Raw genomic sequence first — 23,376 nt, forward strand, 5'->3', positions numbered from 1 at the left:
GGTCGTCCGCGCCTCCCGCATCTCCGATGCGCCGGCGGAACTTCGACTGGCTCGACGACGAGGCGCAGTCCGGCGGCATGCTCGTCGACTTCGCCATCCACGACATCGACCAGGCGGCCGCGTACCTCGGCCGGGCGGTGGCGGTGACCTGTGCCCGCGGTCCCGGTTCGGGGTTCGGAGCGCCGGTCGCGACGACGATCGAGTACGCCGACGGCGGTGTGGCGCAGCTGCTGAGCGCGTCCGACTTGCCGGAGGGACAGCCGTTCCGCACCTCCTTCGAGATCGTGGGCGACGCCGGGGTGGATGCGGCCGAGCCCGACGCCGGAGACGCCTTCGCCGCCCAGGCGCGGTACTTCCTGGAGTGCGTCGACTCCGGGCGTGCCCCCGAGCGGGCGCCCGTCGCCTCCGCCGTCGAGGCGCTCCGGGTGGCCCTGGCGGCGCGCGAGTCCGCGCGCACCGGACGGCGCGTCGAACTCGCCGGTAGGGTGGGCCCGTGAGCGACAAGTGGTGGCAGTCGGCCGTCGTCTACCAGGTCTACCCGCGGAGCTTCGCGGACAGCGACGGCGACGGCATCGGCGACCTGCGCGGCATCATCCAGCACCTCGACTACCTGCACCGGCTCGGGGTGGACGTGATCTGGCTCTCGCCGATCTACGCCTCGCCAGGCGACGACAACAGGTACGACATCAGCGACTACCAGGCGATCGACCCGCTCTTCGGTACGTTCGACGACTTCGATGAGCTGCTCGACGGGCTCCACGCGCGCGGGATGAAGCTCGTCATGGACCTCGTCGTCAACCACACCTCCGACGAGCACCCGTGGTTCGTCGAGTCCGCCGCCTCGCTCGACAGTCCGAAGCGTGACTGGTACTGGTGGCGGCCGGCGCGCACGACGGCCTGCAGCCGGGGGAGCACGGCGCCGAGCCCAACAAGCTGGGGCTCCTTCTTCTCCGGGCCGGCCTGGCAGCTCGACCCGCAGACCGGCGAGTACTACCTGCACCTGTTCTCGCGCAAGCAGCCGGACCTCAACTGGGGAGAACCCGGAGGTGCGCGGCGCCGTCTACGAGATGATGAACTGGTGGCTCGACCGCGGGGTCGACGGCTTCCGGATGGACGTCATCAACTTCATCTCCAAGGTCACCGACCTGCCCGACGGCCAGGTGCCCGAGCGCGCCCTGTACGGCGATGCATACCCGTACTTCGGGCAGGGGCCGCGCATCCACGAGTTCCTGCACGAGATGCACGAGCGCGTCTTCGCCGGCCGGGACGACCGCTATCTCACCGTGGGGGAGATGCCCGGCGTCGACGTCGAGCAGGCGCGGCAGTTCACCGACCCCGCCAACGGCGAGCTCGACATGGTGTTCCAGTTCGAGCACGTCGACCTCGACCACGGGCCCGGAGGCAAGTGGGACTACCGGCCCGCAACCGTGCTCGACCTGAAGCGCAACCTGTCGAAGTGGCAGGAGGGCCTGGCCGAGGTCGGCTGGAACAGCCTCTACTGGAACAACCACGACCAGCCGCGCGTGGTCAGCCGCTTCGGCGACGACGGCGAGCACCGGGTGGAATCGGCCAAGGCGCTTGCGACGGTGCTGCACCTGATGCGCGGCACGCCGTACGTCTACCAGGGCGAAGAGCTGGGGATGACGAACGTCCCCTTCGCGACCATCGACGACTTCCGCGACATCGAGACGCTCAACCACTACGCCGAGGCCGTCGACATCCTGGGCGCGCCGGCCGAGGCGGTGCTCACCGCCCTGCGGCGCACCAGCCGCGACAACGCACGCACGCCGATGCAGTGGACGCCGGACGCGAACGCCGGGTTCACGACCGGCACCCCGTGGATCCCGGCGAACCCCAACGCCGCCGAGATCAACGCCGAGGCGGAGGTCGACGACCCGGACTCGGTGTTCGCGCACTATCGCGCGCTCATCGACCTGCGGCACCGGTCGGAGGTGGTGGCCACCGGCGACTACGAGCTCCAGCTGCCGGAGCATCCGCAGATCTTCGCGTACTCGCGGTCGCTCGGCGGACGGTCGCTGCTGGTGCTCGCGAACCTCACCGGCTCGGTCGCCACCTTCGACCCGGCCGCGCTGCCCGGATGGGAGGGCGCCGAGGTGCTGCTCCAGGGCCGCGGGGCAGAGACCCAGGCGGCCTCCGGCGCGCTGCAACCGTGGGAGGCGCTGGTCCTCTCCCGCGGCTGAGCAACGCGTCCCTTGCGCATTCCGCTGCGAGAGGTGTGGGATGGGCGACACGACGGGAGGCGGCGATGGGCAACTACGTGGCACGCGCGGAGATCGACGTGGCGGCGCCCCGGCGCGAGGTGTGGCGGGTGCTGACGACGAACGGGTCGCGGCCGGAGATCCTCTTCGGCGCCGAGGTGGTCTCCGACTGGCGTCTGGGCTCGACGATCGTCTGGCGGGGCGAATGGCAGGGGAAGACCTTCGAGGACCACGGTCGCGTGATCGAACTGGAAGACGCACAGGAGCCCTGGCGGATCGTTCTCACCCACTTCAGCCCGCTCAGCGGCCTGCCGGACGAGCCCGAGAACTACCACACGCTGCGCTTCGAGCTGGATGAGATCCCGGGTGGGACGCGCATCACGCTCGACCAGGACAACAACCCGACACGGGAGGCCGCCGAGCACTCGCAGGAGAACTGGGCGCAGATGCTCGCCGGCGTGAAGACGGTGGCCGAGCGGGAGTCCCGCTAGGCGCTCTCCTCGCCGAACGCCTCACGGAGGAAGGCCGTCAGGAAGACGTCGAACGCCTGCACCGTTCCGTTGCGGTCGCCCGTGATGAGGAAGCCGAAGTGCAGCCCGGCCGCGGAGTCGACCAGCCAGTGCGCGAGGACGCCGGCGCGGCGGGTCTCGATGCCCTGCTTCTTGAGCCATGACTTCACGGTGTCGCGCCACTGGGTGAACGCGGTGGTGACGCGCTTGCCGATGTCGGGGTCGATCGGCTCCAGAGCGCCGGCCTCGAACTGCAGTCGCAGGGCCGTCCGGTTGTTCTCGCGCAGCGAGTGGCGGAACGCCTCCTTGTACCAGTCGCGGAATTGGTCGCGGTCGAACGCGGTCACGTCGACGCCGGTCAGCGACTCGGACTGTTGCCGGACGCCCTCCTCGAGGATCGCGTCGATCATCTCCTGGCGGGATCCGAAGTGGTACACGAACGAGTACGTGCTCACGCCGAGCGCGCTCGCCAGGCTGCGGAAGGTCATGCGGGAGAGCGGCTCCGTCGCCACATGCTCCATGATGCGGCCGAGCAGCTCCGGCTTGCGACTCGGATCTGGTGTGCGTCCCACGCCATAACACTAGTCCGAATATCGCGTCAGATGGCTAGGCACCTGCGGCGCTGTGACCTGAAGGTTCCGGGCCCGGTTTCCGGGCTCGCACGCTGTGTTCGCCGGTGGACTAGGGCTTGCCCGGACCCTTGCCGCCGCCACCGCCGTTGCCTCCGCCCCCGCCGCCGGGTGCGGCCGGCGGTGCCGGAGCGGTAGGCGCGGAGGGCGCCGCCGGCTTCGGCTTCGGGGCGACCGGCGCCGTGGTGAACTTGCCGCTCGGCGCCGGGAAGGCGGTCCCGCCGTAGGCGACGTTCAGCGCCGCGATCACCTGCTTGGCGATCGCGAACTTGACGTTGCCGCCGCCGACGCCCTGGAAGTAGACGCTGCGCAGGGGCACCGCGCCCTGGACGTTGCCGACCCACGTCGCCTGTGCGACCTTGGTCGAGGACGTGACGAGCCAGTTCTCGAGGGAGTCGTCCGTCGTTCCGGTCTTGCCGAAGATCGGGATGCCGTCGTTCGGGTTCGCGGACGCCGCCGTCCCGCCTCCGCGGAGCACGCCCTGCAGTGCGAAGATCGCGGCCGCCGCGACCTGCGGGTCGATCGGGGTCGCCGAGCACTGCGACTTCGGCACCGTGTGCGGCGTGCCGTCGCCGTTGACGATTTTGTCGATCGCCACGGGGCTGCACGCGACGCCGTTGTTGGCGAGGCCGGCGTACGCCGTCGCCATGGTCAGCGGCGCGATGTAGTTGGTGCCGAGGACGGCGGACGGGTTCGCCATGAACCGGTTGGCCTGCTCGTCAGCGCCGTGCACGAGGAGGTCTTGGGCCCGTTGCTTGATCCCGCACAGGTCGAGCTGGGTCGCCATTTTCGCGAAGACCGTGTTGATGGACTGCGCGGTCGCGTTCATGACCGTCGTGGAGGTGACCGACTCGCCCTCGTCGTTCGAGACGTTCCAGGGAGCGCCGCCAATGTCGTTGCACGGATCGCTCGCGTGGAACTGCGTCTGCGGGAAGACGTGCTGAGTGCCGCTCACCGACTGGTACAGCGAATGCCCCTCCTGCAGCCACTCGAGCAGGTCGAACACCTTGAACGCCGATCCGGTCTGGAAGCCCTCCGAGCCGCCGTACGCATAGTCGGTGTTGTAGTTGACGGCGGTCGTGGCGGGCGCCGGTTCTGCCGTGTTGTCGTACGGCCGGTTCTGCACCATCGAGACCACGCGGCCGGTGCCCACCTCGACCGCGACGTTCGACGAGCCGACGTCGAGCCGCGGGTCTGCCGGAGGGATGTACGAGCTCACGGCCGCCTGCGCCTGCGTCTGCAGGTCGAGGTTCAGAGTGGTGTAGATCTTCAGGCCGCCGCGCGTCGGGAAGTTGGAGCGGTCGTCGTCGGTCTTGCCGAAGATCGGATCCTGCTCGATGACGCGCTCGACGTAGTCACAGAAGAACGCGGCGTTGTATTGCTGCGCCGTCATGCAGCCGTTCTGGGTGGGCGTGACCTTCGGCTCCACCTTGGTGGCGCGCGCCGCGTCGTGCTCCTCCTTGGTGATCTTGCCGTTGGCGAGCATCCGGTCGAGCACGTAGTTGCGGCGGTCGAGGGTCTCCTTGTACCCGTTGGCCGCGCCGTTCTCCTTGCTGTTCGGCCGGTCGATGCGCAGGTTGTCCGGGTTGTTGAGGATCGCGATGAGCGTCGCCGCCTGCTGCAGGTTCACGGCCTTCGCCGGGACGCCGAAGTAGTACTCGGCCGCCGACTGCACGCCGTAGACGCGCCCACCGAACAGAGCGATGTTCAGATAGCTCTGCAGGATGTCGTTCTTCGAGTACTCCTTCTCGAGCCCGATCGCGTACCGCATCTCCTTCAGCTTCCGCGACGGGTCGACCTTCGTCGCGTCGTCATAGCAGGCCTGATAGACGGCGAGCTGCTTATTCTGCACGGCGTCGGATGCCGTCGGGTCGGGCTGCTTGTTCTCGCATCGCTGCACGAGGATGTTCTTGACGTACTGCTGCGTGATCGACGATCCGCCCTGCACCGACTTGTGCAGCGCCGTCAGTACCGCGCCGCGCAGGGTGCCGGTCACATCCACACCGCCGTGCTCGTAGAAGCGCGGGTCCTCCGTGGCGATCGCGGCGTCTTTGAGGTTCTGCGAGATGCCGTCCCAGCCGACCTCGATGCGGTTCTGCGAGTAGAAGGTGGCGATCGGGACCTGCTGACCGTGGCTCACCGCGTACATGGTGGAGGCCTGCGCGAGCGGCTCGACCTTCACGTACTCGGGGAGCCCGTCGAACACGCTGATGGTGGAGTCGGCCGCCGAGCCGGTCAGTGCCACCGCCGGCGTCACCGCGGCCGCCGCCAGCACACCGGCCAGCGCGCTCAATGCGACGAAGCCGGCAAGGGCAGGCGCCCATCCCCATCTCATGCGTCTTCTCCCTCGTAGAAACCGTTCGTCCGTGGCGGCAATGATACGCGTCGGGGGTGACGCTCCCGGCAGGCGGGCGCCCAGGTTGGGGGCAGAGCGAAGGTCGGTCCGGCTGTGGACGGTTTCGTCAGACGGCGTCGCGCAGCTTGTCGCAGATCCGCACCAGGGTCTCGAGCTCTTCCGTGCTGAGCCGGCCGCCGACGCGGCTCGTGATGGTCTTCATGTGGTCGACGGCGACCCGGCGGAACATGTCGAATCCCGTGTCGGTCAAGCGGATGAGGGTGCCGCGTGCGTCCGACGGCTCGGGCTGTTTCGCCACCAGACCGCGGGCGGCGAGCCGGTCGACGAGCCGGCTGACGCTGGGCTGCGTCAGGAGCACGTGCTTGTTGAGGTCGCGCAGGCGCAGCTCGCGATTCGGCTGGCGCGAGAGGTTGAACAGCACGTCGTACTCGTTGAACGAGATGTCACGGGTGGGGAACTCGGCGGCCAGCGTGCGCATGACCGCGACCTGCGCCCGGAACAGCGACTCCCAGGCCGATACGGCGTTGATGCGGGCGCGTGTCGAGCTCGGTGTCGCCGTCTCGCCCATGCTCATCCTCCCGCTCGCGCTCGATGCATTCGCATCTTCTCATCATGAGGGTCGGCCAGCATCCGTGCCACCACGGGCGGGTCGGGGCGGATGCGAGAGGAGCGGGCGGGGAAAAGATCGAGGGCCGGCCGCAGAGGCTAGCGGCCGGCCCTCTCCCTTGCACCAAGAGTGTCCTGCAATCACATTCCGCGATGGCTGCCACAGCAAACAACCATTGCTCTTGAACTATATAACGAAGAGGTAACGGCATCTAGTTATCAACTCGTTATTTTTTCTGCGAATCTCCTATGCATCCATGAACGCATTCGCGGACGGTACTCTCGGCTCGTGGACGACGACGCCACCCGCTTCCGGGGCTCGATCCCCGCGCACTACGACTCCGGCCTCGGGCCGGTGATCTTCCGTCACTACGCCGACGTGCTGGGCAGCGCCGTCGCGGAGACACGTCCGGCCCGCATCCTGGAGACCGCCGCCGGCACGGGCATTTCGTCGGCCGCGATCGTCAAGCACAACGCCGGTTCGCAGCTCGTGATCACCGACCTCAGCGACGAGATGCTGGAGCTCGCCCTCAGCAAGGTCCCCCTGTCGACCGGGAGCGCGGTCGCGGATGCGCAGGAGCTTCCCTTCGGCGACGCGGGCTTCGACGCGGTGGCCTGCCAGTTCGGTCTCATGTTCGTGCCCGACCTGACCCGCGCGTTCTGCGAAGCCCGCCGCGTCCTCGCTCCGGGGGGCGTGTTCCACTTCTCGGTGTGGGACAGTCACGCCAAGAACCGGTTCGCCGCGATCGTGGACGCCCTGCTCGCCGAGACCTTCCCGGAGAACCCGCCGCCGTTCTACCGGGTGCCGTTCGGGCTGAGCGACGTCGAACGTCTCCGGCAGCTCGCGCAGTCCACCGGCTTCACGCGGCTCCGGATCGACGTCGTCCCGCACGACGCTCCCGTCGCATCCTGGGCCGGCTTCGCGGACGGCCTCATCGTCGGCAACCCGGTCGCCGATCAGCTGCGCCGACGGGGCGGCTCCCTCGACGACCTCGTGGCCGAGACGGCGTCACGCCTCGAGGCCGTGTACGGCGCCGCGCCGGTGACGATCCCGGTGCAGACCATCTTCTTCCGCGCATACACCGACTGACGCTGGACACGATCACTCTGAATCGGATACTCTGCTTCGAGTAATCGGTTCCCGGAGGTGGATCATGGCCAAGCGCGCGGTGTCGAACCCGCTGGCCCTCGCGGTGCTCGCGTGCCTGTGGGAACGCCCGATGTACCCGTACGAGATGACGACCACGATGCGCGAGCGGGGCAAGGAGGACAGCATCCGCCTCAACTTCGGGTCGCTGTACTCCGTGATCAAGTCGCTCGAGAAGCACGGCTTCATCCGCGTCGCGCAGACCGAGCGCGAGGGCAATCGCCCGGAGCGCGTCGTCTACGAGATCACGGAGGCCGGCCGCCAGGAGGCGGAGGAGTGGCTGCAGGAGCTGCTCGAGATCCCCGTGAAGGAGTACCCGGCCATCGAGACGGGGCTCTCCCTGCTCCCGATGCTGCCCCCGCAGACGGCCGCCGGCCTCCTCGAGCGGCGGCGCGACCGCCTGGACGCCGACCTCGCGTCGCGGCGTGAGCTCCAGGAGCAGACGAAGGGCCTCCCCGAGCTGTTCATGGTCGAGTTCCACTACCGCTTGGCGGTGCTCGAGGCGGAGCGGGCGTTCGTCGCCGACCTCGCCGCGCGCATCCGGGATCGCTCGATCGGCGGCTACGGGGCCTGGGAGCAGCTGCACCGGCTGCTCGACGACGGAGTCGGCATGGAGGAGCTGACCGGCCGCATCGCCGCCGGCGACTTCGGGGAGGAGGCGGCCGACCTGTACCGCGCATAGAACGATGGCCGGAGAGCGGCAACTCTCCGGCCATCCACACCTTCAGTCGTTCCGTGAGGAACCTGCGTCAACAGTCACCGAGGGCTGTCTTCAAGGATATCCCCGTGCAGGTGGCTGCCAACAAGCAAGAGAGGAAAGCCACCATGGCACCCGCAACCGGTCCGGCGCTCGCCGCCGACCACCTCGTGAAGACCTACAGCGCCGGGAGGGGCAAGCCGCCCATCCGCGCGCTCGACGGCCTCGGCTTCGAAGCCCAGGCCGGAACCGTGTTCGGACTGCTCGGCCCCAACGGCGCCGGCAAGTCGACCACCATGAAGATCCTGTCCACCCTCGCCCGTCCCGACTCCGGCACCGCGTACGTCGCCGGGATCGACGTGGCCCGGCACCCCGCTCGTGTGCGCCGGGCCATCGGGTTCGTCGCGCAGAAGCCGGTCTCCGACCCGTCGGACACCGGGCTCGAGAACCTCGTGCTCGCCGGCCGGCTGCAGGGTCTGCCGGGCCGGGATGCGGCCGCCCGCGCCCGCGAGCTGCTCGACCGCTTCGGGCTCGCCGAGCACGCCCGCCGGCAGGTGAAGACCTACTCGGGCGGGATGGCGCGCAAGCTCGACGTCGCGATCGGACTCATGCACCGCCCCGAGGTGCTGTTCCTCGACGAGCCCACCACCGGCCTCGACCCCGAGGCGCGCGCGCAGCTGTGGCTGGAGCTGGAGCGGATGACCGCGGCCGAGAACCTGACGGTGCTGCTCACGACGCACTACCTCGACGAGGCGGATCGCCTGGCGGATCGGCTGGCGATCGTCGACCACGGGCGCGTGGTGGCGGGCGGCACGCCGGAGGAGCTGAAGAACGACCTCCGCGGCGATGCCGTGATCGTCGAGCTCGCGGGCGACGCCGATCCGCTCGTGGGGCTTGCCGCCCTCCGGCGAGTGGATGCGCTGCGCGAGGTCGGCGGAGACGGACGGACGCTCCGCGCCCGCGCCGACAGCGGCGCCGCGACCCTGCCGCTCGCGCTCGCCGCGCTCGATGCAGCGGCTGTCGCCGTCGCCTCCGCCACGGTCGCCCGGCCCAGTCTGGACGACGTCTACCTGCGGCACACCGGCCGCACCTTCGCGCGGGCGCAGGAGTCCGCCGAATCCGCTGAATCCGCCGCACCCGTTCTGGAGGCCGCATCATGACGACCGCAACCCTCACCCCCGCCCGGCCGGTGCGCCGAGGCGGGCCGACCTTCGTGACGCACACCCTGCTCCTCACCGGGCGCCAGCTGCGCGCCGCCTGGCGGATGCCCGCCTTCCTCGTGATGAACCTCGTCCAGCCGGTGATCTGGCTGCTCCTCTTCGGGCAGCTTTTCAAGGCGGTCATCGACATCCCCGGATTCGGTGTCGGGCAGAGCTACCTCGAGTACCTGACGCCCGGGGTCGTGATGATGCTCGCGCTGTTCGGGAGCGCGTGGTCGGGCACGGTGTACATCCAGGACATGGATCGCGGTGTGATGGACCGGTTCCTCACCTCGCCGACCAACCGCGCGTCGATGATCGTGGCGACGCTGGTCTACCAGTCGATGCTCGCGGTGGCGCAGTCGCTCGTCGTGCTGGGCATCGCCTTCTGGGCGGGCGCCCGGTTCGAGGGCGGGATCGGCGGCATCCTTCTGCTTCTCCTCGGCGTGGTGCTGCTGACCGCCGTGTTCTGCTCGCTCTCCAACGCGGTCGCGCTGCTCGCGCGCGAGCAGACCGCGCTGATCGGCATCTCGCAGCTGATCACGCTGCCGCTGATGTTCCTCAGCTCGGCGATCATGAACACGAAGCTGTCACCGGAGTGGGTGCAGAACGTCGCCGCGTACAACCCGTTCGAGTGGGCGGTGATCGTCGGCCGGCAGGCGCTCAGCGCGCATCCCGACTGGGCGGCCCTCTGGGGTCACGCGGCGCTGCTGCTCGGGCTGGCGTTCGTCATGGCCGCCTGGGCGACCAGCGCCTTCCGCGTCTACCAGCGCTCCGCCTGACCTTGCAGCAGGTCCCAACCGCCATCGAGTCCGCGAAGATTGCACGTTTTCCTCGCGAGAACGGTCAAACTTCGCGGACTCGTCGGTGGGCGGATCAGAAGAGGTCGGGGGAGGGGGCGCTGGCGTAGCGGATCGAGACGTCGGCGTGGCGGTCGAACCGATAGCCGACACCGCGGACGGTGCGCACGATGTCCTCGTAGCGGGCCAGCTTGGAGCGCAGGCGCCGGACGTGCACGTCGATCGTCCGCTCGTTGGGCACGTCGTCCTCGTCGGCGTCGCTCCACAGGGAGCTGATGAGCTCGGAGCGCTCGATCGTCCGGCCCTCGCGCAGCACCAGGTACTGCAGCAGCTCGAACTCCTTGTAGGTCAGCGCGACCGGCTGGTTGTCGAGTACGAGGCGCTTGCGCGAGATGTCGACGACCACACCGGAGGCGGCGCGGTCCTCGTCCTCGTCCACCGTCACGGCCTGGCGGTGCTTGGCGATCGCCGCCGGGTCCTGCAGGGCGAGGCGCACCACGTCCACATCGCGGCCGCCGGAGCCGGCCGGGGCCAGGGCGACGGCGGCGTAGGTCTCGGCGGAGGGGGCGATCTCGGCGGTGAGGCGCTTCAGCGCCTCCACGATGCGGCCGAGGTCGGTGCCGTCGGCGAGGGCCTTGGCCTCGTCGATGCCGACGTAGAGCACGAAGCCGCGGGCCTCGGTGCCCTCCGGGACGGCGCGGATGCGCGGCGCGGGCTCGGTCGGGGCGGCGGATGCGGCGGTCGCGGGGGCGGGAGCGGCGGCCCGGACGGGGCTGACCGGCGAGACGGAGGCGGTGCGGGGGTAGGCGGTGTCGATGGTGGCCAGAGACATGGGGATCGAGTCCTTTAAAGATGATGTTCCGCATCCCGGTGCGACGAGACTCCGCGGGTACGGCGGAGGTGCGGGGATTCTGCGGGGAGTGTGTCGTGTTGTGGCCTACAGAGAAAGGCCGATGCACAGGAGCGTGAGTGTGGCGCTCCCGGGGAGCGTGCGCCCGGTCTCGACAGGATGAGGTCGGAGGGCGGCTGCTCGGCGAAGGGTCGTCAGATCAGCGACACATTCGGCAACACATGACTGCGTCGCGGCCGGCCATCATCATGCCGGCATTCCCAAGGGCCTCGAAGGAGGTCAGGGTACGCGCGTTGTCAGTCATGCAGGAAAGTAAAACCGACGATGACTCGACGTGTCAAATCATTACGCAATGTTGCGTTCGTTCTAGACGGTGCCGTAGAGCCGGTCACCGGCGTCGCCGAGGCCCGGGACGATGTAGCCGTTCTCGTTCAGGCGCTCGTCGAGGGAGCCGAGCACGATCGTCACATTGCGGCCCTCCGTCGCCTTCTCGAGCGCCTGGAGACCCTCCGGCGCGGCGAGCAGGCAGATGGCCGTCACGTCCACCGCGTTGCGCTGGAACAGGAAGTCGATCGCGGCGCCGAGCGAACCTCCGGTCGCCAGCATGGGGTCGAGCACGAAGCACTGCCGGTCGGAGAGATCCATCGGCAGGCGCTCGGCGTACGTGGTCGGCTCGAGCGTCTCTTCGTTGCGCACCATGCCCAGGAACCCGACCTCGGCGGTCGGCATCAGGCGCACCATCCCCTCGAGCATGCCGAGACCGGCGCGCAGGATGGGGACCACCAGCGGTCGCGGCTCGCTCAGGGCGACGCCCATCGTCCGGGTGACGGGCGTCTCGATCTCGACCGGCTCGACCCGCACGCCGCGGGTCGCCTCGTACGCGAGCAGCGTCACGAGCTCCTCGGTGAGCTGGCGGAACACCGGCGAGGGCGTCGACTTGTCGCGGAGGACCGTCAGCTTGTGGGTGATGAGTGGGTGGTCCGCAACGTGCACTCGCATAGGCTCAAGGCTAGCCGAAACCTCGACAGCCCAGCCGAAGGAGGAACCGCCGTGAGCCTGACCGTGCCCGGCGCCTACGAGCAGTGGATGCGCCGCGCACTCCAGGACGCACGGCTCGCGTTCGGCACGGGCGACGTGCCTGTCGCGGCCCTCGTCGTCGACGAGAACGGCGAGGTCATCGGCACCGGACGCAACGAGCGCGAGCTGAGGCACGACCCGACCGCGCACGCCGAGGTGCTGGCGCTGCGGGAGGCGGCTGCGACCCGCGACGACTGGCACCTGGAGGGATGCACGCTGGTCGTGACGCTGGAGCCGTGCGTCATGTGCGCCGGCGCCGTGCTCGCGGCACGCGTCCCGACGGTCGTGTTCGGCGCGTGGGACGAGAAGGCGGGCGCGGGAGGCTCGGTGTACGACGTGCTGCGCGACCGGCGGCTCAACCACCGCGTCGAGGTGTTCGCCGGGGTGCTCGCGGAGGAGTGCGGCGAAGTGCTGCTCGACTTCTTCCGCGCCAAGCGCTGAGGCGGCTGACCGGCCTGAACCCGCCGGCTGCGGGCGCGCGTCACGCCGGCAGGCTCTCCAGCCACTCGGAGAACGCCGCGCGCGACGCCTCCTGCATCCGCGCCGAGTACGCCTCGCGGTCGCGGCGCATGGCGTCCGGATCGATGGCGTGCTCATCCAGCTCGTTGTAGCCGTCCGAGACCCACTTCTCGTGCATCTCGTCGGTGACCTCGGGATGGAACTGCACGGCGAGCGCGAAGTCGCCGATCGCGAACGCCTCGTTCGAGTAGTCGCTCGACGACGCCAGCAGCGTCGCCTGCTCCGGCAGTTCGAACGTGTCGCCGTGCCACTCCACCACCGGCACGCCGTCGAAGTGCCGGATGGGGGAGTCCACCCCGGCCTCCGTCGGCTCCACGCGGCGGTAACCGATCTGCATGGTGTCGCCCTTGTAGACGCGCTCCCCGAGGGCTCCCGCCATCAGCTGGGCGCCGAGGCACACCCCGAGCGTCGGGCGTCGGGCGTCGATGCGGGCGCGCAGAAGCTGCTTCTCATCCTCGAGGAACGGGAACTCGTCCGTCTGGTACGCGCCCATCTCGCCGCCGAGCACGACCACCAGGTCGGCCTCGGACGGGTCGATCGCCGAGACGTCCTCGGCGCTCGCATCCACGATCCGCAGGTCGTAGCCGTGCTCGACGAGCACCGGCCCGATGTTGCCGAGGTGGATGCTGGGGTCGTGCTGCAGGATGACGGCTGTGCGGGTCACTCGAGTCCTTTGATGACGATGGTGTCGGTGGCGGGCGCCCGGTCGTTCGGGTCGACCCAGACATCCGGTTCGATGTAGATGACGCGCGCGGCGGGGACCGCATCCCGGATCCGCCGCTCGACCGTGTCGATCGCGGCGGCGACGTCGGCCAGGCGGTGCTCGCCCGGGAACGCCAGCTTCGCGGCGACCATCAGCTCGTCCGGCCCCAGGTACAGCGTCTTCATGTGGATGATGCGCTCGACGTCGTCGCCCGCGTCGATGGCCCGCTCGATCGCGGCGACGTCCAGGTCGCTCGCGCCCTCGCCGACCAGCAGGCTCTTCGTCTCCATGCCGAGGATGATCGCGACGGTCACGAGCAGAGCGCCGATGAGCACCGTGCCGACGCCGTCCCAGACGCTGTTCCCGGTGAGGATGGTCAGGCCGACGCCGAGCAGCGCGAAGACGAGACCGGTCAGCGCCGCCACGTCCTCCAGCAGCACGACCGGCAGCTCGGGGGCCTTGGCGCGGCGGATGAACTGCGGCCACGACATCCCCTTCTTGTGCGGCCGGGACTCCTTGACCGCGGTGCGCAGCGAGAACGACTCCAGGCCGATCGCGATGAGCAGCACCAGGATCGGCAGCCACGCGTTCTCGAGCGGGTGCGGGTGGGTCAGCTTCTCGACGCCCTCGTAGATCGAGAAGACACCGCCGACCGAGAACAGGATGATCGAGACGACGAACGCGTAGACGTAGCGCTCGCGGCCGTACCCGAAGGGATGCTCGCGGTCGGCCTCCTTGCGCGACTGGCGGCCGCCGAGCAGCAGCAGCAGCTGGTTGCCGGAGTCGGCGACCGAGTGCACGCCCTCCGCCAGCATCGATGACGACCCCGAGAAGAACCAGGCGATGAACTTCGTCAGCGCGATCCCGAGGTTCGCCGCGAAGGCGGCGATGATGGCCCTGGTCCCACCTGATGCGCTCATGCCCCAATCCTAGGATGGAGGCATGGACGACGCGCAGAACGTGACCCTCCCGACGATCGCGATGCTGGGCGCGGGCTCGATGGGCCGCGCCATCCTGAGCGGGCTGCTCGCCCCCGGGGTGCAGGTGGCGGGCATCCGCGTCACCAACCGCTCGGAGGCGCGCGCGGCGGAACTCGCCGGCACCCCGGCGTGACGGCGTACGCGGCCGAGACGAAGGCCGACGCGAACCGGCTCGCGGTCGATGGTGCGCAGGTCGTCCTCGTCGCGGTCAAGCCCGCGAAGGTCCGGGACGTGCTGGCCGAGATCACGGACTCGCTCGCCCTGGGAACGGTCGTCGTCAGCGTCGCGGCCGGGGTCACCACGGAGACGATGGAGTCGCTGCTGCCCGACACGATCTCGGTCATTCGCGCGATGCCGAACACCCCTGCCGTCGTCGGCAAGGCCGTGACCGGCATCAGCGCCGGATCGCGCACGGAGGCGGAGGACCTGGAGGTGGTCCGCGCCCTGTTCGGGACGGTCGGCGAGGTGGTCGAGGTGCCCGAGTCGCAGCTGGATGCGCTGAGCACCATCTCCGGGTCGGGCCCGGCGTACGTCTTCCTCCTCATCGAGGCGCTGACGGAGGCCGCCGTGCGGAAGGGCTTCACACCCGAGCAGGCGGCCACACTCGTGAACGGGACGTTCCTGGGAGCCTCCGAGCTGCTCGTCTCCTCCGGCGAGGACCCGGCCGAGCTGCGCCGCCGGGTCACCAGCCCGAACGGCACCACCGAGCGCGCGATCGCCGTCCTCTCCGACGCGGACCTGCCGGCACTCTTCGCCCGCGCCACGGACGCCGCCCTCGCCCGCGCCCGCGAGCTCGCCGCCGGCTGACCTCCTCGCCCCGCCCCCGCCGTCCTATGCCCAACGCCGAGTACACGAAGTCTTGACGAGATCCCCCTGATTCTGTGCAATCAGGGCGGACTCGATCGGTAGAGCGCGCGACGGACGCGCATCGCGACGACGTCGAAGTCGTCAGCTGCGGTGACGAACACCACGAACCAGCCTTGCTCCACGAGGCGTTCACGGCGTCGGATGTCGTCCCGATAGACGGCTGGGTCGGTCCGGTGATGGTCGCCGAGGTACTCGATAGCGACCATTGCGTGGGGGTACGCGAGATCGATCATCGCCTCCACGCGGCGTTCGCCCGCCGGCCGAACGGGGTGATTCAGTGTCGGAGCGGGGAGGCCGGCGTCCTCCAGTGCCAGGCGCAGTCGCGACTCCTGGGGCGAGAGGGACCCGTAACGGACTCGCTCGAGAGCGAGACGCAGGTTCCTGACTCCGCGACGGCGACCGTGCCGACGCACCGCCGCTTCGAGGTCGAATCGCGTGAGCGGCGGCGGTTGACCCGAGTACGGCTCGTCGCCCGTGACCAGGTAGTCCCCGATCGCCACGAGATCGGGCACAGACAGCCGTGAACTCAGCTGGGCCCACGCATCCTGCGCGGCGATCACGGAGAGTCCGTCCACCACGGCCCCGCGGTGGTCATCCGGAGTCAGCTGGTGAGCCGCCACTCCGTCGAGAGTCGGCGGCCGATGCGGCTCGAACACGCTGACCTCGACGTCGGTCGGTCGCGCGTGGAGCGGCAGCGGCATCCGGTGGATGATGGCGGCAGACCGGTGACTGAACAGGGCGTGGGCCGGCAGCACCACGGCGGCTGCGCGACACAACGCGAGATGGTCGACAGGCGCTTGCTCGGTGCGCATCCCGTAGAAGGGTCGATGCATGCGCTTCCCGTAAACAGTTCGCCACGGCACACCCTCTGCGAGGAGGTCCCGACTCCGCTCTCCGTACTTCTCCATCTGCACACCCAAGCGCGTCCGGAGGGGCTCGACCCACTTATCCACAGCCCCCAGCATCGAGTCCGCGATGTTTGCACGTCCGCGGGGCGTGTTGCGTGCAAACATCGCGGACTCGACGGTGGAGGGAACGCCGAGAGACGAACGGGCGCGCGGACGGGAGGACGCGCGGAGGGCGCAGCGGGCGGGCGTCAGGCCTCGAGGGCGGCGAAGCGCTCGATGTCGGCGGAGGCGCCGGAGACGATGACGAGGTCGTGGTCGGACACCACGGTCTGGGCGGTCGCGTACGTGAAGGGGAGGCCGGGGCTCTTCACGCCCACCACGGTGATGTTGTACTTCGAGCGGACGCCCGAGTCGCCCAGGGGCAGGCCGCGGATGGGCTTCGGCGGGTACATCTTGACGAGGGCGAAGTCGTCGTCGAACTCGATGAAGTCGAGCATCCGCCCGGTCACGAGGTGCGCCGCCCGCTCGCCCGCCTCCGCCTCCGGGTAGATGACGTGGTTGGCGCCGATGCGCTCCAGGATCTTGCCGTGCGACTTCGAGATCGCCTTGGCCCAGATCTGCGGCACCTTCAGGTCGACGAGGTTCGCCGTGATGAGCACGCTCGCCTCGATCGACGAGCCGACCGCGACGACGCCGACGGAGAAGTCCTCCGCACCGATCTGCCGCAGGGTCTCGATCGAGCGCGCGTCCGCCTGCACGGTGTGGGTGACGCGGTCCGCCCACTTCTGCACGAGCTGTGCGTCCGTGTCGATCGCGAGCACCTCGCGCCCCAGCCGGTCGAGTTCGCCCGCCGTGGCCGCGCCGAAGCGTCCGAGACCGATGACGAGGACGGGCGCGTTGTGCTTGATCCGGTCAACCAACGAGCGGCCTCTCCTCCGGGTTGTGGTACAGCTGGCGGCGCTGACTCTGCGCCAGCGCCGCGGCGAGTGTCACTGTACCAACGCGCCCGCAGAACATGGTGGCGGCCATGATGTAGACGCCCGCGTCGGGCAGCCGCTCGGTCAGCCCGGTCGACAGACCGCAGGTCGCGAACGCCGAGATGACATCGAACAGCACGTGGTCGAGCGGCGCCTTCGTGACCTGCAGGATGAGGATGCTGGACACCGCCACGATCGTCGCCCCCCACAGCGCGACGGCCACCGAGAGCCGCAGGACGTCGATCGGGATGCGGCGCCGGAACGCATCCATCGACTCGACCCCGCGCGCCTCTGCGAACGCGGCCAGGAAGAGGACGGCCAGCGTCGTCACCTTGATGCCGCCGGCGGTGGATGCGGACCCGCCGCCGATGAACATCAGCATGTCCGTGACCAGCAGGCTCGAGCCGTGGAGGTGGTCGATGGGAATGGTCGAGAACCCGCCCGAGCGCGCCATCGTCGAGAGGAAGAACGACTGGAAGACCGTGTGTCCCGCATCCAGCCGCCCGAAGGTCCTCGGGTTTTCGTATTCCAGCACGATGTAGAGCACGGCGCCGGCGACGAGGAGGATGAGGAACGTGAGCAGCGTCAGCTTCACGTGGATGGACCATCGCCGCCGCTTCTCGCGCAGGTTGGTGGCGATGGCGAAGATGACCGGGAAACCGATCGCTCCGAGGATCACGCCGACCATGAGCGCACTGAGGAACCAGTAGTCCGTCGCGAACGCCTGGATGCCCTCCGTGTTCGGCGTGAACCCGGTGTTCGTGAAGGCCATCGCCGAGTAGTACACGGCCTCCCACGCCGCGGTTCCGACGTCGACGCCGCCGATGAGCATGCGCGGGAACAGCAGCAGAGCGACTCCGCCCTCGATCACCACCATGCTGATCGCGACGGTGGTCAGCAGCTTGCCGACCTCGCCGAGGCGGACCGCCTGGCCTTCTGCGACGGGGCCCGAGTGCATCCTGAGCGGGTTGCTGTCGCTCGCGGCCATCAGCTTCGCGCGCAGTCCGAGCTTGCGCGAGATGACGAGCCCCAGGATGGACGCCATGGTCAGCACGCCGACCGCACCCACCTGCACCCCGATGTAGACGAGCAGGTGGCCGAACATCGACCAGTGCGTCGCCATGTCGACGGTCGCGAGTCCCGTCACGCAGATCACCGAGACGGCGGTGAAGAGGGAGTCGGCCAGGGGCGTCCACTGGCCCTTCGCCGACGAGATCGGCAGCGAGAAGAGCAGGGTGAAGACGAGGATCAGGAGCGCGAACACGACGATCGCGAACCGCGACGGGCTGCGCGCAGCGAAAGCGTTGAGGGCCGCACGCACACGTCCCGCCGGCGAGACGGGCCGGCCGCGGACCGTCCGGGTGGTGGTCATGTGTGGTCCTTCCCGTCGTCTTCCTGGTGAGGGGCGGGCTGGTGGACATGGTACTGCGCCGGGGGAATGACTAGCCTGGGGGCATGGCCGACATCTTCGACGTGATCGCCGACCCGACGCGGCGCGAGATCCTCCGAGTGCTGCGCGATCGCAACGCGGACGCGACGCATTCCGTTCGGGATATATCCGTCTCCGAGATCGTGGCCACCCTGGAGCTCAGCCAGCCGACCGTCTCCAAGCACCTGAAAGTGCTGCGCGAGGCGGGTCTCGTGGCCGTCCGCGAAGAGGGCCAGCACCGGTACTACCGGCTCGACCCGGTGCCGTTGGAGGCCGTCGAGGACTGGGTCATTCCGTTCACGGCATCGGAAGAGGACATGGAGCTGAGCGTGCGCCTCGCGGAGGAGACGCGCGAGTTCGCGAGCACCGTCGGCAAGGTGCTCGCCGACACGCGCCATCGCGTCTCGTCGGCGACCGAGCGGGTCACCCCGAAGAAGTGGCGCAAGGACTGACCTCCCCGAGTACGATGTCCGGCAGGAGGGACGGGACCATGGCACAGGATCTGAAGGATGTGCGCTTCCTGACGGTCGCCGAGGTGGCCGACATGATGCGCGTCTCCCGCATGACCGTCTACCGCCTCGTCCACGCCGGTGAGCTGCCGGCCATCCGCTTCGGCCGGTCGTTCCGGGTTCCGGAGTCGGCGGTCGAGCAGCTGCTGCATGCGGCCACCTTCCGAGAGGGCGGCGTCGCGGACTCGGCGTGACGTCGGGTAGACTGTCACCTCGTGTCGCCGCGCGCCCCGCGGCTTACCCCTGATTCTTTGTGAGGTCTACGTGGGTTCCGTTATCAAGAAGCGTCGCAAGCGTATGGCGAAGAAGAAGCACCGCAAGCTTCTTCGCAAGACGCGCCACCAGCGTCGCAACAAGAAGTAGACCCCGGTCTACGGCTCAAGCGTCGGTCCAACCGGTCCGGCGCTTTTTGCTGTGCCCGCGCATCCGGCCGCGCGCTTAGAGTGAAGGGGTGGACAGCGTCTCCCTCACCCTCATCGGCAAGCCCGGATGCCACCTCTGCGACGACGCGAGGGATGTCATCCACTCGGTGATCGCCGAGCTGCCGTCGGACGGCCCCGACGTCACCGTGGAGGAGCGCGACATCCTTCAGGATGCGGAACTCCACGAGAAGTACGTGGAGGAGATCCCGGTCGTGCTCATCGAGGGGCGCGTCCACACGTACTGGCGCGTGGATCCTGCCCGGCTGCGTTCAGCGCTGCTCGAGCGCTGACACCGGCGTCAGAACACCGGTGTCTGGTCGATGTCCGCGTCGCGTCGGCGGTAGTCCTGCAGGAACTGCTTCAGCGTCCCCGCGTACAGCTCCTTGACGAGGTCGCCCGCGCGGGCGCCGTCGCGGTCCTTGGCCGCGGCCAGGATGCCGGCGAGGGCGGCGGGCAGGTCGTCGACGCCGAACGGGGTCTGCCACACCGAGATGTAGCGGAGCAGCTGCGGGCTGAGCCCCTCGGAGACGGAGACCAGCACCTCGTCGCTGCCCGCGCGCTCCAGTTCGAGGAAGAAGTCGTTGAACGCGTGGCCGAGCGCCGGAAGGTCGCGGACCTTGGTGGCCTTGCGCACGTCCTTCTGCGCCTTGTCGAGACGGCTGACCGTCGCGTTGTCGAGCGTCGGGACGATGGTCCGCGCGGCGTGCTCGTGCAGCAGGCCGGTCGTGTAGATGGCCTCGTCGATCGCCTTCAGGTCGATGGGGGCGACGCGGGTGTAGCGGTTCGGCGCCATCTCGACGAGGCCGATGTCGGCCAGCTTCATGAGGGCCTCGCGGATCGGCGTCCGCGAAACACCCAGCCAGGCGGTCAGCTTCTCGTCGAGCAGGGTCTCGCCGGGCTCGAGCGTGCCGTCGAGGATGCCGTCGTAGAGGCGGTTGTAGACGACGTCGCGCAGCAGCCGGCGCTCGACAGGGGCGGTGTCGTTCACGGGCAGCGGCATCAGCGGGTCTCCTTCTTGTTCCCGGCGAAGTCGTCGGCGATGGTCACGAGGGCCTTGTCGAAGAGGTCGGCGGTGGCGCGACCGGCCTTCTCGGCCTTGCCGGAGACGGCGGCGTCGAGGAGTGCCGTGACCGACGGCTTCGCCTTGTCGAATGCGGCGGAGGAGGGCGCGGCGTTGAGCGCTCGCTGCACCTCGGGCAGGTGGCGCTTGAGCAGGCGCGCGATGGTGCGGTTGTCGAGGCGTCGGAGGAACACACCGAGGAACCCGTCGGAGGACAGCCCGGTGCGGGCGGCTTCTGCCGCGTCGATGTCGCGCAGCGCCTCCCGGTCGGCGTCGGTGAGGAGCGGGGTGGCGTCGCGGACGACCCCCGCGACCAGCACGCCGATCGTGGCGATCAGCTGCCGCAGGCGAACGGACTCGATCGGGGTGACCCGGGTGCGGCGCTGGGGCAGGATCTCGACCAGGCCCATGGCCGCGAGCTGGTTGAGCGCTTCGCGGACCGGGGTGCGCGAGACGCCCACCCAGCGCTCGATCTCGGCGTCGTACAGCTGCTCGCCGGGGAGCAGGTCGCCGTCGACGATCGCATCGAGGAGGCGCAGGAAGACTTCGTCTCGGATGAGCCGGCGGGGGCTGGCGGCTCCGGTCACGGGCACGGGCATAGATGAATGTTACATCCCGGTCTATCGGTGGGCGGGCTGATGTGCAGAGTGTCGAAAGCGCGCATTGCCTGCACTCCGGGCCCGGTCGGAACGCCCATCGAGTCCCCATCCGCCGCCCACCGGGCGCACAGTTCCGCGGGCGTAGGCTGGCCTGGTGAGATCAGCCCCGACCGCTCGGCGGGAGACTGGCGTGACGGCCCTGGAGGCCGAGACCACACCGCTCGATGACGTCCGCCAGCTCATCCCCTTCCTCGACTCCCGCACGCCTCTGCTGTGGCTGCGCAAGGGCGAAGGGATGGCGGGGATCGGCGAGGTGCTGAGGCTCGACTTCACGGGTCCGGACCGGATCGAGCAGGCGTCGGCCGCGTGGCGGGAGACCGCGGCTGCCGCGACGGTCGACGACGCGGTGGGAACGCCGGGCACCGGCCTGGTGGCCTTCGGCACCTTCGCGTTCGACGACGAGAGCACCGCCACGAGCACCCTGATCGTGCCGGAGGTGGTGATCGGGCGCCGGGGGAGCCGCAGCTGGATCACGCGCATCCGTCGCGCGGGCGAGCCCGCCGTGACGACGCTGTCGAAGCCGACCGCGTTCGGCGACGAGTACCGGCTGAGCCTGCTGCCGGGTGAGCTCGGGGCCGACGGCTACCGGGAGGCGGTCGCGGAGGCCGTGGAGCGCATCCGGGAGGCCGACCTGTCCAAGGTGGTGCTGGCCCGCGACCTGCGCGGGCACCTGCCGCTCGAGTCGGACCTCCGCCGGGCCCTCGTCGAGCTCGCGCTCGGGTACCCGGACTGCTGGACCTTCGCCGTGGACGGCCTGGTCGGGTCGTCGCCGGAGACGCTGGTCCGCGTCCACCACGGCACGGTGACGGCGCGCGTGCTGGCGGGGACGATCTCGCGCGGTCCGGATGCCGCACAGGATGCCGCCGCCGCGGCCGAGCTCGTCGCCAGCGCCAAAGACCAGGGCGAGGCACCGCTTCGCGGTGACGAGCGTGATGGATGCGCTCCGCCCGCACAGCGCGGACCTCGCGGCGAGCGACGAGCCGTTCACCCTCAAGCTGCCGAACCTGTGGCACCTGGCGACCGACATCGCCGGGATGCTGAGCGACGGATCCAGCTCGCTCGACCTGGCCGCCGCGCTGCACCCGACCGCCGCGGTCGCCGGCACGCCTCGCGATGAGGCGCTCGCGCTGATCCGCGAACTGGAGCCGTTCGACCGCGGACGCTACGCCGGCCCGGTCGGCTGGGTGGGCGCGGACGGCGACGGCGAGTGGGCGATCGCCCTCCGCTGCGCCCAGGTCACCACGGGCGGCGACCTGACCGCCTATGCGGGCGCCGGGATCGTCGCCGACTCGGAGCCCGAACGCGAGCTCGCGGAGACGGGGATGAAGTTCCGCCCCATCGTGGAGGCCTTCGGCTGACCCGTCGTCACGACTGCGCGAGGCGGAGCTTCTGCTCCTCCACGTCGTAGTGCGGACGCGGCCACTCCAGCTGGAGGCCCTGCATCGCGTGGATGAGCAGCTGCTGCACCGCCGCCCGGGCGTACCACTTGTGGTCGGCCGGGACGACGAACCACGGGGCGTAGACGCTGTTCGTGCGGTCGAGGACGACCTGATAGGCCTCCTGGTACTCGTCCCAGTACAGGCGCTCGTCCACGTCGGCGGGGTTGAACTTCCAGAGTTTGTCGGGGCGTTCGAGCCGTGAGGCAAGGCGCTTCCGCTGCTCGTCCTTGCTCAGGTGGAGCATCACCTTGATCACGGTGGTGCCGGACTGGTTCAACTCCTTCTCGAAGGCGTTGATGGCGCCGTAGCGCCGCTCCAGCTCCTCGGGCGGCGCCAGCGAGCGCACCCGCCCGATCAGCACGTCTTCGTAGTGGGAGCGGTCGAAGACGCCGACCTCGCCCGCGGCCGGCACCTGCTGCCACACCCGCCAGAGGAAGTCGTGGGCCAGTTCGTCCGGGGTGGGTTTGCCGAATCCCGCGTAGTGCACGCCGCCCGGGTTCATCGAGCCGATGACGTGGGAGACGATCCCGCCCTTGCCCGCCGTGTCCATCGCCTGCAGCACCAGGAGCACGGAACGCGGATCGCCCTCACGGCCGCAGGCGAACAGCTGCTCCTGAAGATCCGCGAGCAGGCCCGCGCCATCGGCGAGGGCCTTCTCGCCCTCCTTCTTGCCTCCGTCGAAGCCGGGAACGCCGTCCGTCGGCTCGTCGGCGAGCCGGAAGCCGGGCTGCACGCGCAGCAGCTCGTAGGGATCCGTCGTCCAGTAATCGCTGTCGCCCACCGTGGCCTCCTCGTCGCGTGTGCGGGACGCCCATGGTAGACCCGGCGGCGAGTCCCGGTGGGCCACGCGATTCCGCATCTAGCCATGTGCGGCA

The 23,376-nt window shown here is 69.5% G+C and carries 25 protein-coding genes and 3 pseudogenes; 15 read left to right on the plus strand and 13 right to left on the minus strand.

Going from position 1 to position 23,376, the window contains the following annotated elements:
• Positions 1 to 26: 26 nt before the first annotated feature.
• The 4 genes and pseudogenes from ACRAWC_RS25525 (at position 27) to ACRAWC_RS25540 (ending at position 2,710) form a co-directional block, all read left to right on the plus strand.
• Positions 27 to 497 (plus strand): Gfo/Idh/MocA family protein, encoded by a 471-nt coding sequence (locus tag ACRAWC_RS25525; RefSeq protein ID WP_431349946.1) that lies wholly within the window; start codon positions 27 to 29, stop codon positions 495 to 497.
• A 134-nt stretch (positions 498 to 631) separates the two neighbouring features.
• A pseudogene (locus ACRAWC_RS25530) lies at positions 632 to 973 on the plus strand (alpha-amylase family glycosyl hydrolase); the annotation flags it as partial.
• A 73-nt stretch (positions 974 to 1,046) separates the two neighbouring features.
• Positions 1,047 to 2,201: an alpha-amylase family glycosyl hydrolase gene (locus tag ACRAWC_RS25535; RefSeq protein ID WP_431349947.1), complete on the plus strand. Its 1,155-nt coding sequence runs from the start codon at positions 1,047 to 1,049 to the stop codon at positions 2,199 to 2,201.
• A 65-nt stretch (positions 2,202 to 2,266) separates the two neighbouring features.
• A complete protein-coding gene (locus ACRAWC_RS25540; protein WP_431246354.1) occupies positions 2,267 to 2,710 on the plus strand; it encodes an SRPBCC family protein in 444 nt (147 codons plus the stop codon).
• Here the strand turns inward: ACRAWC_RS25540 and ACRAWC_RS25545 are convergent.
• The 3 genes from ACRAWC_RS25545 to ACRAWC_RS25555 all read right to left on the minus strand — a co-directional run bounded on the left by ACRAWC_RS25545 (position 2,707) and on the right by ACRAWC_RS25555 (position 6,281).
• Positions 2,707 to 3,300 carry a TetR/AcrR family transcriptional regulator gene (locus tag ACRAWC_RS25545; RefSeq protein WP_431246355.1) on the minus strand — a complete coding sequence of 198 codons (594 nt, stop codon included), beginning with the start codon at positions 3,298 to 3,300 and terminating at the stop codon, positions 2,707 to 2,709. The two genes, ACRAWC_RS25540 and ACRAWC_RS25545, sit on opposite strands and share 4 nt — an antisense overlap.
• Before the next feature lie 109 nt (positions 3,301 to 3,409).
• Positions 3,410 to 5,692, minus strand: coding sequence for a transglycosylase domain-containing protein (locus ACRAWC_RS25550; protein WP_431349948.1), 2,283 nt, complete (start codon positions 5,690 to 5,692; stop codon positions 3,410 to 3,412).
• A 127-nt stretch (positions 5,693 to 5,819) separates the two neighbouring features.
• Positions 5,820 to 6,281 carry a MarR family winged helix-turn-helix transcriptional regulator gene (locus ACRAWC_RS25555; protein WP_431246357.1) on the minus strand — a complete coding sequence of 154 codons (462 nt, stop codon included), beginning with the start codon at positions 6,279 to 6,281 and terminating at the stop codon, positions 5,820 to 5,822.
• Between the two features lie 327 nt (positions 6,282 to 6,608).
• Between ACRAWC_RS25555 and ACRAWC_RS25560 the strand changes: the two genes are divergently transcribed.
• The 4 genes from ACRAWC_RS25560 to ACRAWC_RS25575 all read left to right on the plus strand — a co-directional run bounded on the left by ACRAWC_RS25560 (position 6,609) and on the right by ACRAWC_RS25575 (position 10,144).
• A complete protein-coding gene (locus ACRAWC_RS25560) occupies positions 6,609 to 7,409 on the plus strand; it encodes a class I SAM-dependent methyltransferase (RefSeq protein ID WP_431349949.1) in 801 nt (266 codons plus the stop codon).
• A gap of 64 nt (positions 7,410 to 7,473) precedes the next feature.
• Positions 7,474 to 8,148, plus strand: a complete 675-nt coding sequence (locus ACRAWC_RS25565; protein ID WP_431246360.1) for a PadR family transcriptional regulator — start codon at positions 7,474 to 7,476, stop codon at positions 8,146 to 8,148.
• A 143-nt stretch (positions 8,149 to 8,291) separates the two neighbouring features.
• A complete protein-coding gene (locus ACRAWC_RS25570; RefSeq protein ID WP_431246361.1) occupies positions 8,292 to 9,323 on the plus strand; it encodes an ABC transporter ATP-binding protein in 1,032 nt (343 codons plus the stop codon).
• Positions 9,320 to 10,144, plus strand: a complete 825-nt coding sequence (locus ACRAWC_RS25575; protein WP_431246362.1) for an ABC transporter permease — start codon at positions 9,320 to 9,322, stop codon at positions 10,142 to 10,144. The genes ACRAWC_RS25570 and ACRAWC_RS25575 overlap by 4 nt, the downstream gene beginning before the upstream one ends.
• 94 nt (positions 10,145 to 10,238) lie before the next feature.
• Here the strand turns inward: ACRAWC_RS25575 and ACRAWC_RS25580 are convergent, their stop codons facing one another.
• Both ACRAWC_RS25580 and upp read right to left on the minus strand, forming a co-directional pair.
• Positions 10,239 to 10,994 carry a winged helix-turn-helix domain-containing protein gene (locus ACRAWC_RS25580; protein ID WP_431246363.1) on the minus strand — a complete coding sequence of 252 codons (756 nt, stop codon included), beginning with the start codon at positions 10,992 to 10,994 and terminating at the stop codon, positions 10,239 to 10,241.
• A 384-nt stretch (positions 10,995 to 11,378) separates the two neighbouring features.
• Positions 11,379 to 12,011, minus strand: a complete 633-nt coding sequence (upp, locus tag ACRAWC_RS25585) for a uracil phosphoribosyltransferase (protein ID WP_431221526.1) — start codon at positions 12,009 to 12,011, stop codon at positions 11,379 to 11,381.
• 51 nt (positions 12,012 to 12,062) lie between these two features.
• Between upp and tadA the strand changes: the two genes are divergently transcribed.
• Entirely contained in the window at positions 12,063 to 12,530 is a 468-nt protein-coding gene (gene tadA / locus ACRAWC_RS25590) for a tRNA adenosine(34) deaminase TadA (protein ID WP_431246364.1), read from the plus strand.
• A gap of 40 nt (positions 12,531 to 12,570) precedes the next feature.
• Here the strand turns inward: tadA and ACRAWC_RS25595 are convergent, their stop codons facing one another.
• Both ACRAWC_RS25595 and ACRAWC_RS25600 read right to left on the minus strand, forming a co-directional pair.
• Entirely contained in the window at positions 12,571 to 13,272 is a 702-nt protein-coding gene (locus ACRAWC_RS25595) for a glutamine amidotransferase (protein ID WP_431349950.1), read from the minus strand.
• Positions 13,269 to 14,231 (minus strand): cation diffusion facilitator family transporter, encoded by a 963-nt coding sequence (locus ACRAWC_RS25600; RefSeq protein ID WP_431246366.1) that lies wholly within the window; start codon positions 14,229 to 14,231, stop codon positions 13,269 to 13,271. The genes ACRAWC_RS25595 and ACRAWC_RS25600 overlap by 4 nt, the downstream gene beginning before the upstream one ends.
• Before the next feature lie 22 nt (positions 14,232 to 14,253).
• On the opposite strand from ACRAWC_RS25600, the pseudogene proC reads away from it, so the two are divergent.
• Positions 14,254 to 15,098 (plus strand): annotated as a pseudogene (proC, locus tag ACRAWC_RS25605) (pyrroline-5-carboxylate reductase).
• A gap of 80 nt (positions 15,099 to 15,178) precedes the next feature.
• Here the strand turns inward: proC and ACRAWC_RS25610 are convergent.
• The 3 genes from ACRAWC_RS25610 to ACRAWC_RS25620 form a co-directional block, all read right to left on the minus strand.
• Positions 15,179 to 15,991: a hypothetical protein gene (locus ACRAWC_RS25610; protein ID WP_431349951.1), complete on the minus strand. Its 813-nt coding sequence runs from the start codon at positions 15,989 to 15,991 to the stop codon at positions 15,179 to 15,181.
• Positions 15,992 to 16,254: 263 nt separating this feature from the next.
• Positions 16,255 to 16,926 (minus strand): potassium channel family protein, encoded by a 672-nt coding sequence (locus tag ACRAWC_RS25615; protein ID WP_431246369.1) that lies wholly within the window; start codon positions 16,924 to 16,926, stop codon positions 16,255 to 16,257.
• Entirely contained in the window at positions 16,919 to 18,355 is a 1,437-nt protein-coding gene (locus tag ACRAWC_RS25620) for a TrkH family potassium uptake protein (RefSeq protein ID WP_431246370.1), read from the minus strand. Before ACRAWC_RS25620 ends, ACRAWC_RS25615 begins: the two co-directional genes overlap by 8 nt.
• Before the next feature lie 83 nt (positions 18,356 to 18,438).
• Here ACRAWC_RS25620 and ACRAWC_RS25625 point away from each other — a divergent pair, with 83 nt between their 5' ends.
• The 4 genes from ACRAWC_RS25625 (at position 18,439) to ACRAWC_RS25640 (ending at position 19,633) form a co-directional block, all read left to right on the plus strand.
• Positions 18,439 to 18,864, plus strand: a complete 426-nt coding sequence (locus ACRAWC_RS25625; RefSeq protein WP_431219879.1) for an ArsR/SmtB family transcription factor — start codon at positions 18,439 to 18,441, stop codon at positions 18,862 to 18,864.
• A gap of 38 nt (positions 18,865 to 18,902) precedes the next feature.
• Positions 18,903 to 19,115 (plus strand): helix-turn-helix domain-containing protein, encoded by a 213-nt coding sequence (locus ACRAWC_RS25630; RefSeq protein WP_431219880.1) that lies wholly within the window; start codon positions 18,903 to 18,905, stop codon positions 19,113 to 19,115.
• Positions 19,116 to 19,185: 70 nt separating this feature from the next.
• Positions 19,186 to 19,284 carry a 30S ribosomal protein bS22 gene (locus ACRAWC_RS25635; RefSeq protein WP_003792170.1) on the plus strand — a complete coding sequence of 33 codons (99 nt, stop codon included), beginning with the start codon at positions 19,186 to 19,188 and terminating at the stop codon, positions 19,282 to 19,284.
• A gap of 88 nt (positions 19,285 to 19,372) precedes the next feature.
• On the plus strand, positions 19,373 to 19,633 hold the full coding sequence (locus tag ACRAWC_RS25640; RefSeq protein WP_431219881.1) for a glutaredoxin family protein: 261 nt from the start codon (positions 19,373 to 19,375) through the stop codon (positions 19,631 to 19,633).
• Between the two features lie 8 nt (positions 19,634 to 19,641).
• Here ACRAWC_RS25640 and ACRAWC_RS25645 read toward each other — a convergent pair whose 3' ends face one another.
• Positions 19,642 to 20,343 (minus strand): GntR family transcriptional regulator, encoded by a 702-nt coding sequence (locus ACRAWC_RS25645; RefSeq protein WP_431246371.1) that lies wholly within the window; start codon positions 20,341 to 20,343, stop codon positions 19,642 to 19,644.
• The gene (locus ACRAWC_RS25650; RefSeq protein ID WP_431246372.1) at positions 20,343 to 21,002 is read right to left on the minus strand and encodes a GntR family transcriptional regulator; all 660 of its coding nucleotides are present in this window, start codon (positions 21,000 to 21,002) and stop codon (positions 20,343 to 20,345) included. Before ACRAWC_RS25650 ends, ACRAWC_RS25645 begins: the two co-directional genes overlap by 1 nt.
• Before the next feature lie 190 nt (positions 21,003 to 21,192).
• On the opposite strand from ACRAWC_RS25650, the pseudogene ACRAWC_RS25655 reads away from it, so the two are divergent.
• Positions 21,193 to 22,420 (plus strand): annotated as a pseudogene (locus ACRAWC_RS25655) (isochorismate synthase).
• Positions 22,421 to 22,427: 7 nt separating this feature from the next.
• Here ACRAWC_RS25655 and ACRAWC_RS25660 read toward each other — a convergent pair.
• Positions 22,428 to 23,282, minus strand: a complete 855-nt coding sequence (locus ACRAWC_RS25660; RefSeq protein ID WP_431219885.1) for a PPK2 family polyphosphate kinase — start codon at positions 23,280 to 23,282, stop codon at positions 22,428 to 22,430.
• Positions 23,283 to 23,376 lie beyond the last annotated feature (94 nt).

The sequence above is a fragment of the Leifsonia sp. L25 genome, from assembly GCF_050632895.1.

Bases quoted from the DNA above. Each gene is read 5' to 3' on its own strand.
- ACRAWC_RS25580 (WP_431246363.1), bottom strand. From the start codon at position 10,994: ATGTCTCTGGCCACCATCGACACCGCCTACCCCCGCACCGCCTCCGTC.
- ACRAWC_RS25575 (WP_431246362.1), top strand. From the start codon at position 9,320: ATGACGACCGCAACCCTCACCCCCGCCCGGCCGGTGCGCCGAGGCGGG.
- ACRAWC_RS25610 (WP_431349951.1), bottom strand. From the start codon at position 15,991: ATGCATCGACCCTTCTACGGGATGCGCACCGAGCAAGCGCCTGTCGAC.
- ACRAWC_RS25570 (WP_431246361.1), top strand. From the start codon at position 8,292: ATGGCACCCGCAACCGGTCCGGCGCTCGCCGCCGACCACCTCGTGAAG.
- ACRAWC_RS25550 (WP_431349948.1), bottom strand. From the start codon at position 5,692: ATGAGATGGGGATGGGCGCCTGCCCTTGCCGGCTTCGTCGCATTGAGC.
- ACRAWC_RS25600 (WP_431246366.1), bottom strand. From the start codon at position 14,231: ATGAGCGCATCAGGTGGGACCAGGGCCATCATCGCCGCCTTCGCGGCG.
- upp (WP_431221526.1), bottom strand. From the start codon at position 12,011: ATGCGAGTGCACGTTGCGGACCACCCACTCATCACCCACAAGCTGACG.
- ACRAWC_RS25620 (WP_431246370.1), bottom strand. From the start codon at position 18,355: ATGACCACCACCCGGACGGTCCGCGGCCGGCCCGTCTCGCCGGCGGGA.
- ACRAWC_RS25625 (WP_431219879.1), top strand. From the start codon at position 18,439: ATGGCCGACATCTTCGACGTGATCGCCGACCCGACGCGGCGCGAGATC.
- ACRAWC_RS25525 (WP_431349946.1), top strand. From the start codon at position 27: ATGCGCCGGCGGAACTTCGACTGGCTCGACGACGAGGCGCAGTCCGGC.
- ACRAWC_RS25650 (WP_431246372.1), bottom strand. From the start codon at position 21,002: ATGCCCGTGCCCGTGACCGGAGCCGCCAGCCCCCGCCGGCTCATCCGA.
- ACRAWC_RS25630 (WP_431219880.1), top strand. From the start codon at position 18,903: ATGGCACAGGATCTGAAGGATGTGCGCTTCCTGACGGTCGCCGAGGTG.
- ACRAWC_RS25565 (WP_431246360.1), top strand. From the start codon at position 7,474: ATGGCCAAGCGCGCGGTGTCGAACCCGCTGGCCCTCGCGGTGCTCGCG.
- ACRAWC_RS25540 (WP_431246354.1), top strand. From the start codon at position 2,267: ATGGGCAACTACGTGGCACGCGCGGAGATCGACGTGGCGGCGCCCCGG.
- ACRAWC_RS25555 (WP_431246357.1), bottom strand. From the start codon at position 6,281: ATGGGCGAGACGGCGACACCGAGCTCGACACGCGCCCGCATCAACGCC.
- ACRAWC_RS25645 (WP_431246371.1), bottom strand. From the start codon at position 20,343: ATGCCGCTGCCCGTGAACGACACCGCCCCTGTCGAGCGCCGGCTGCTG.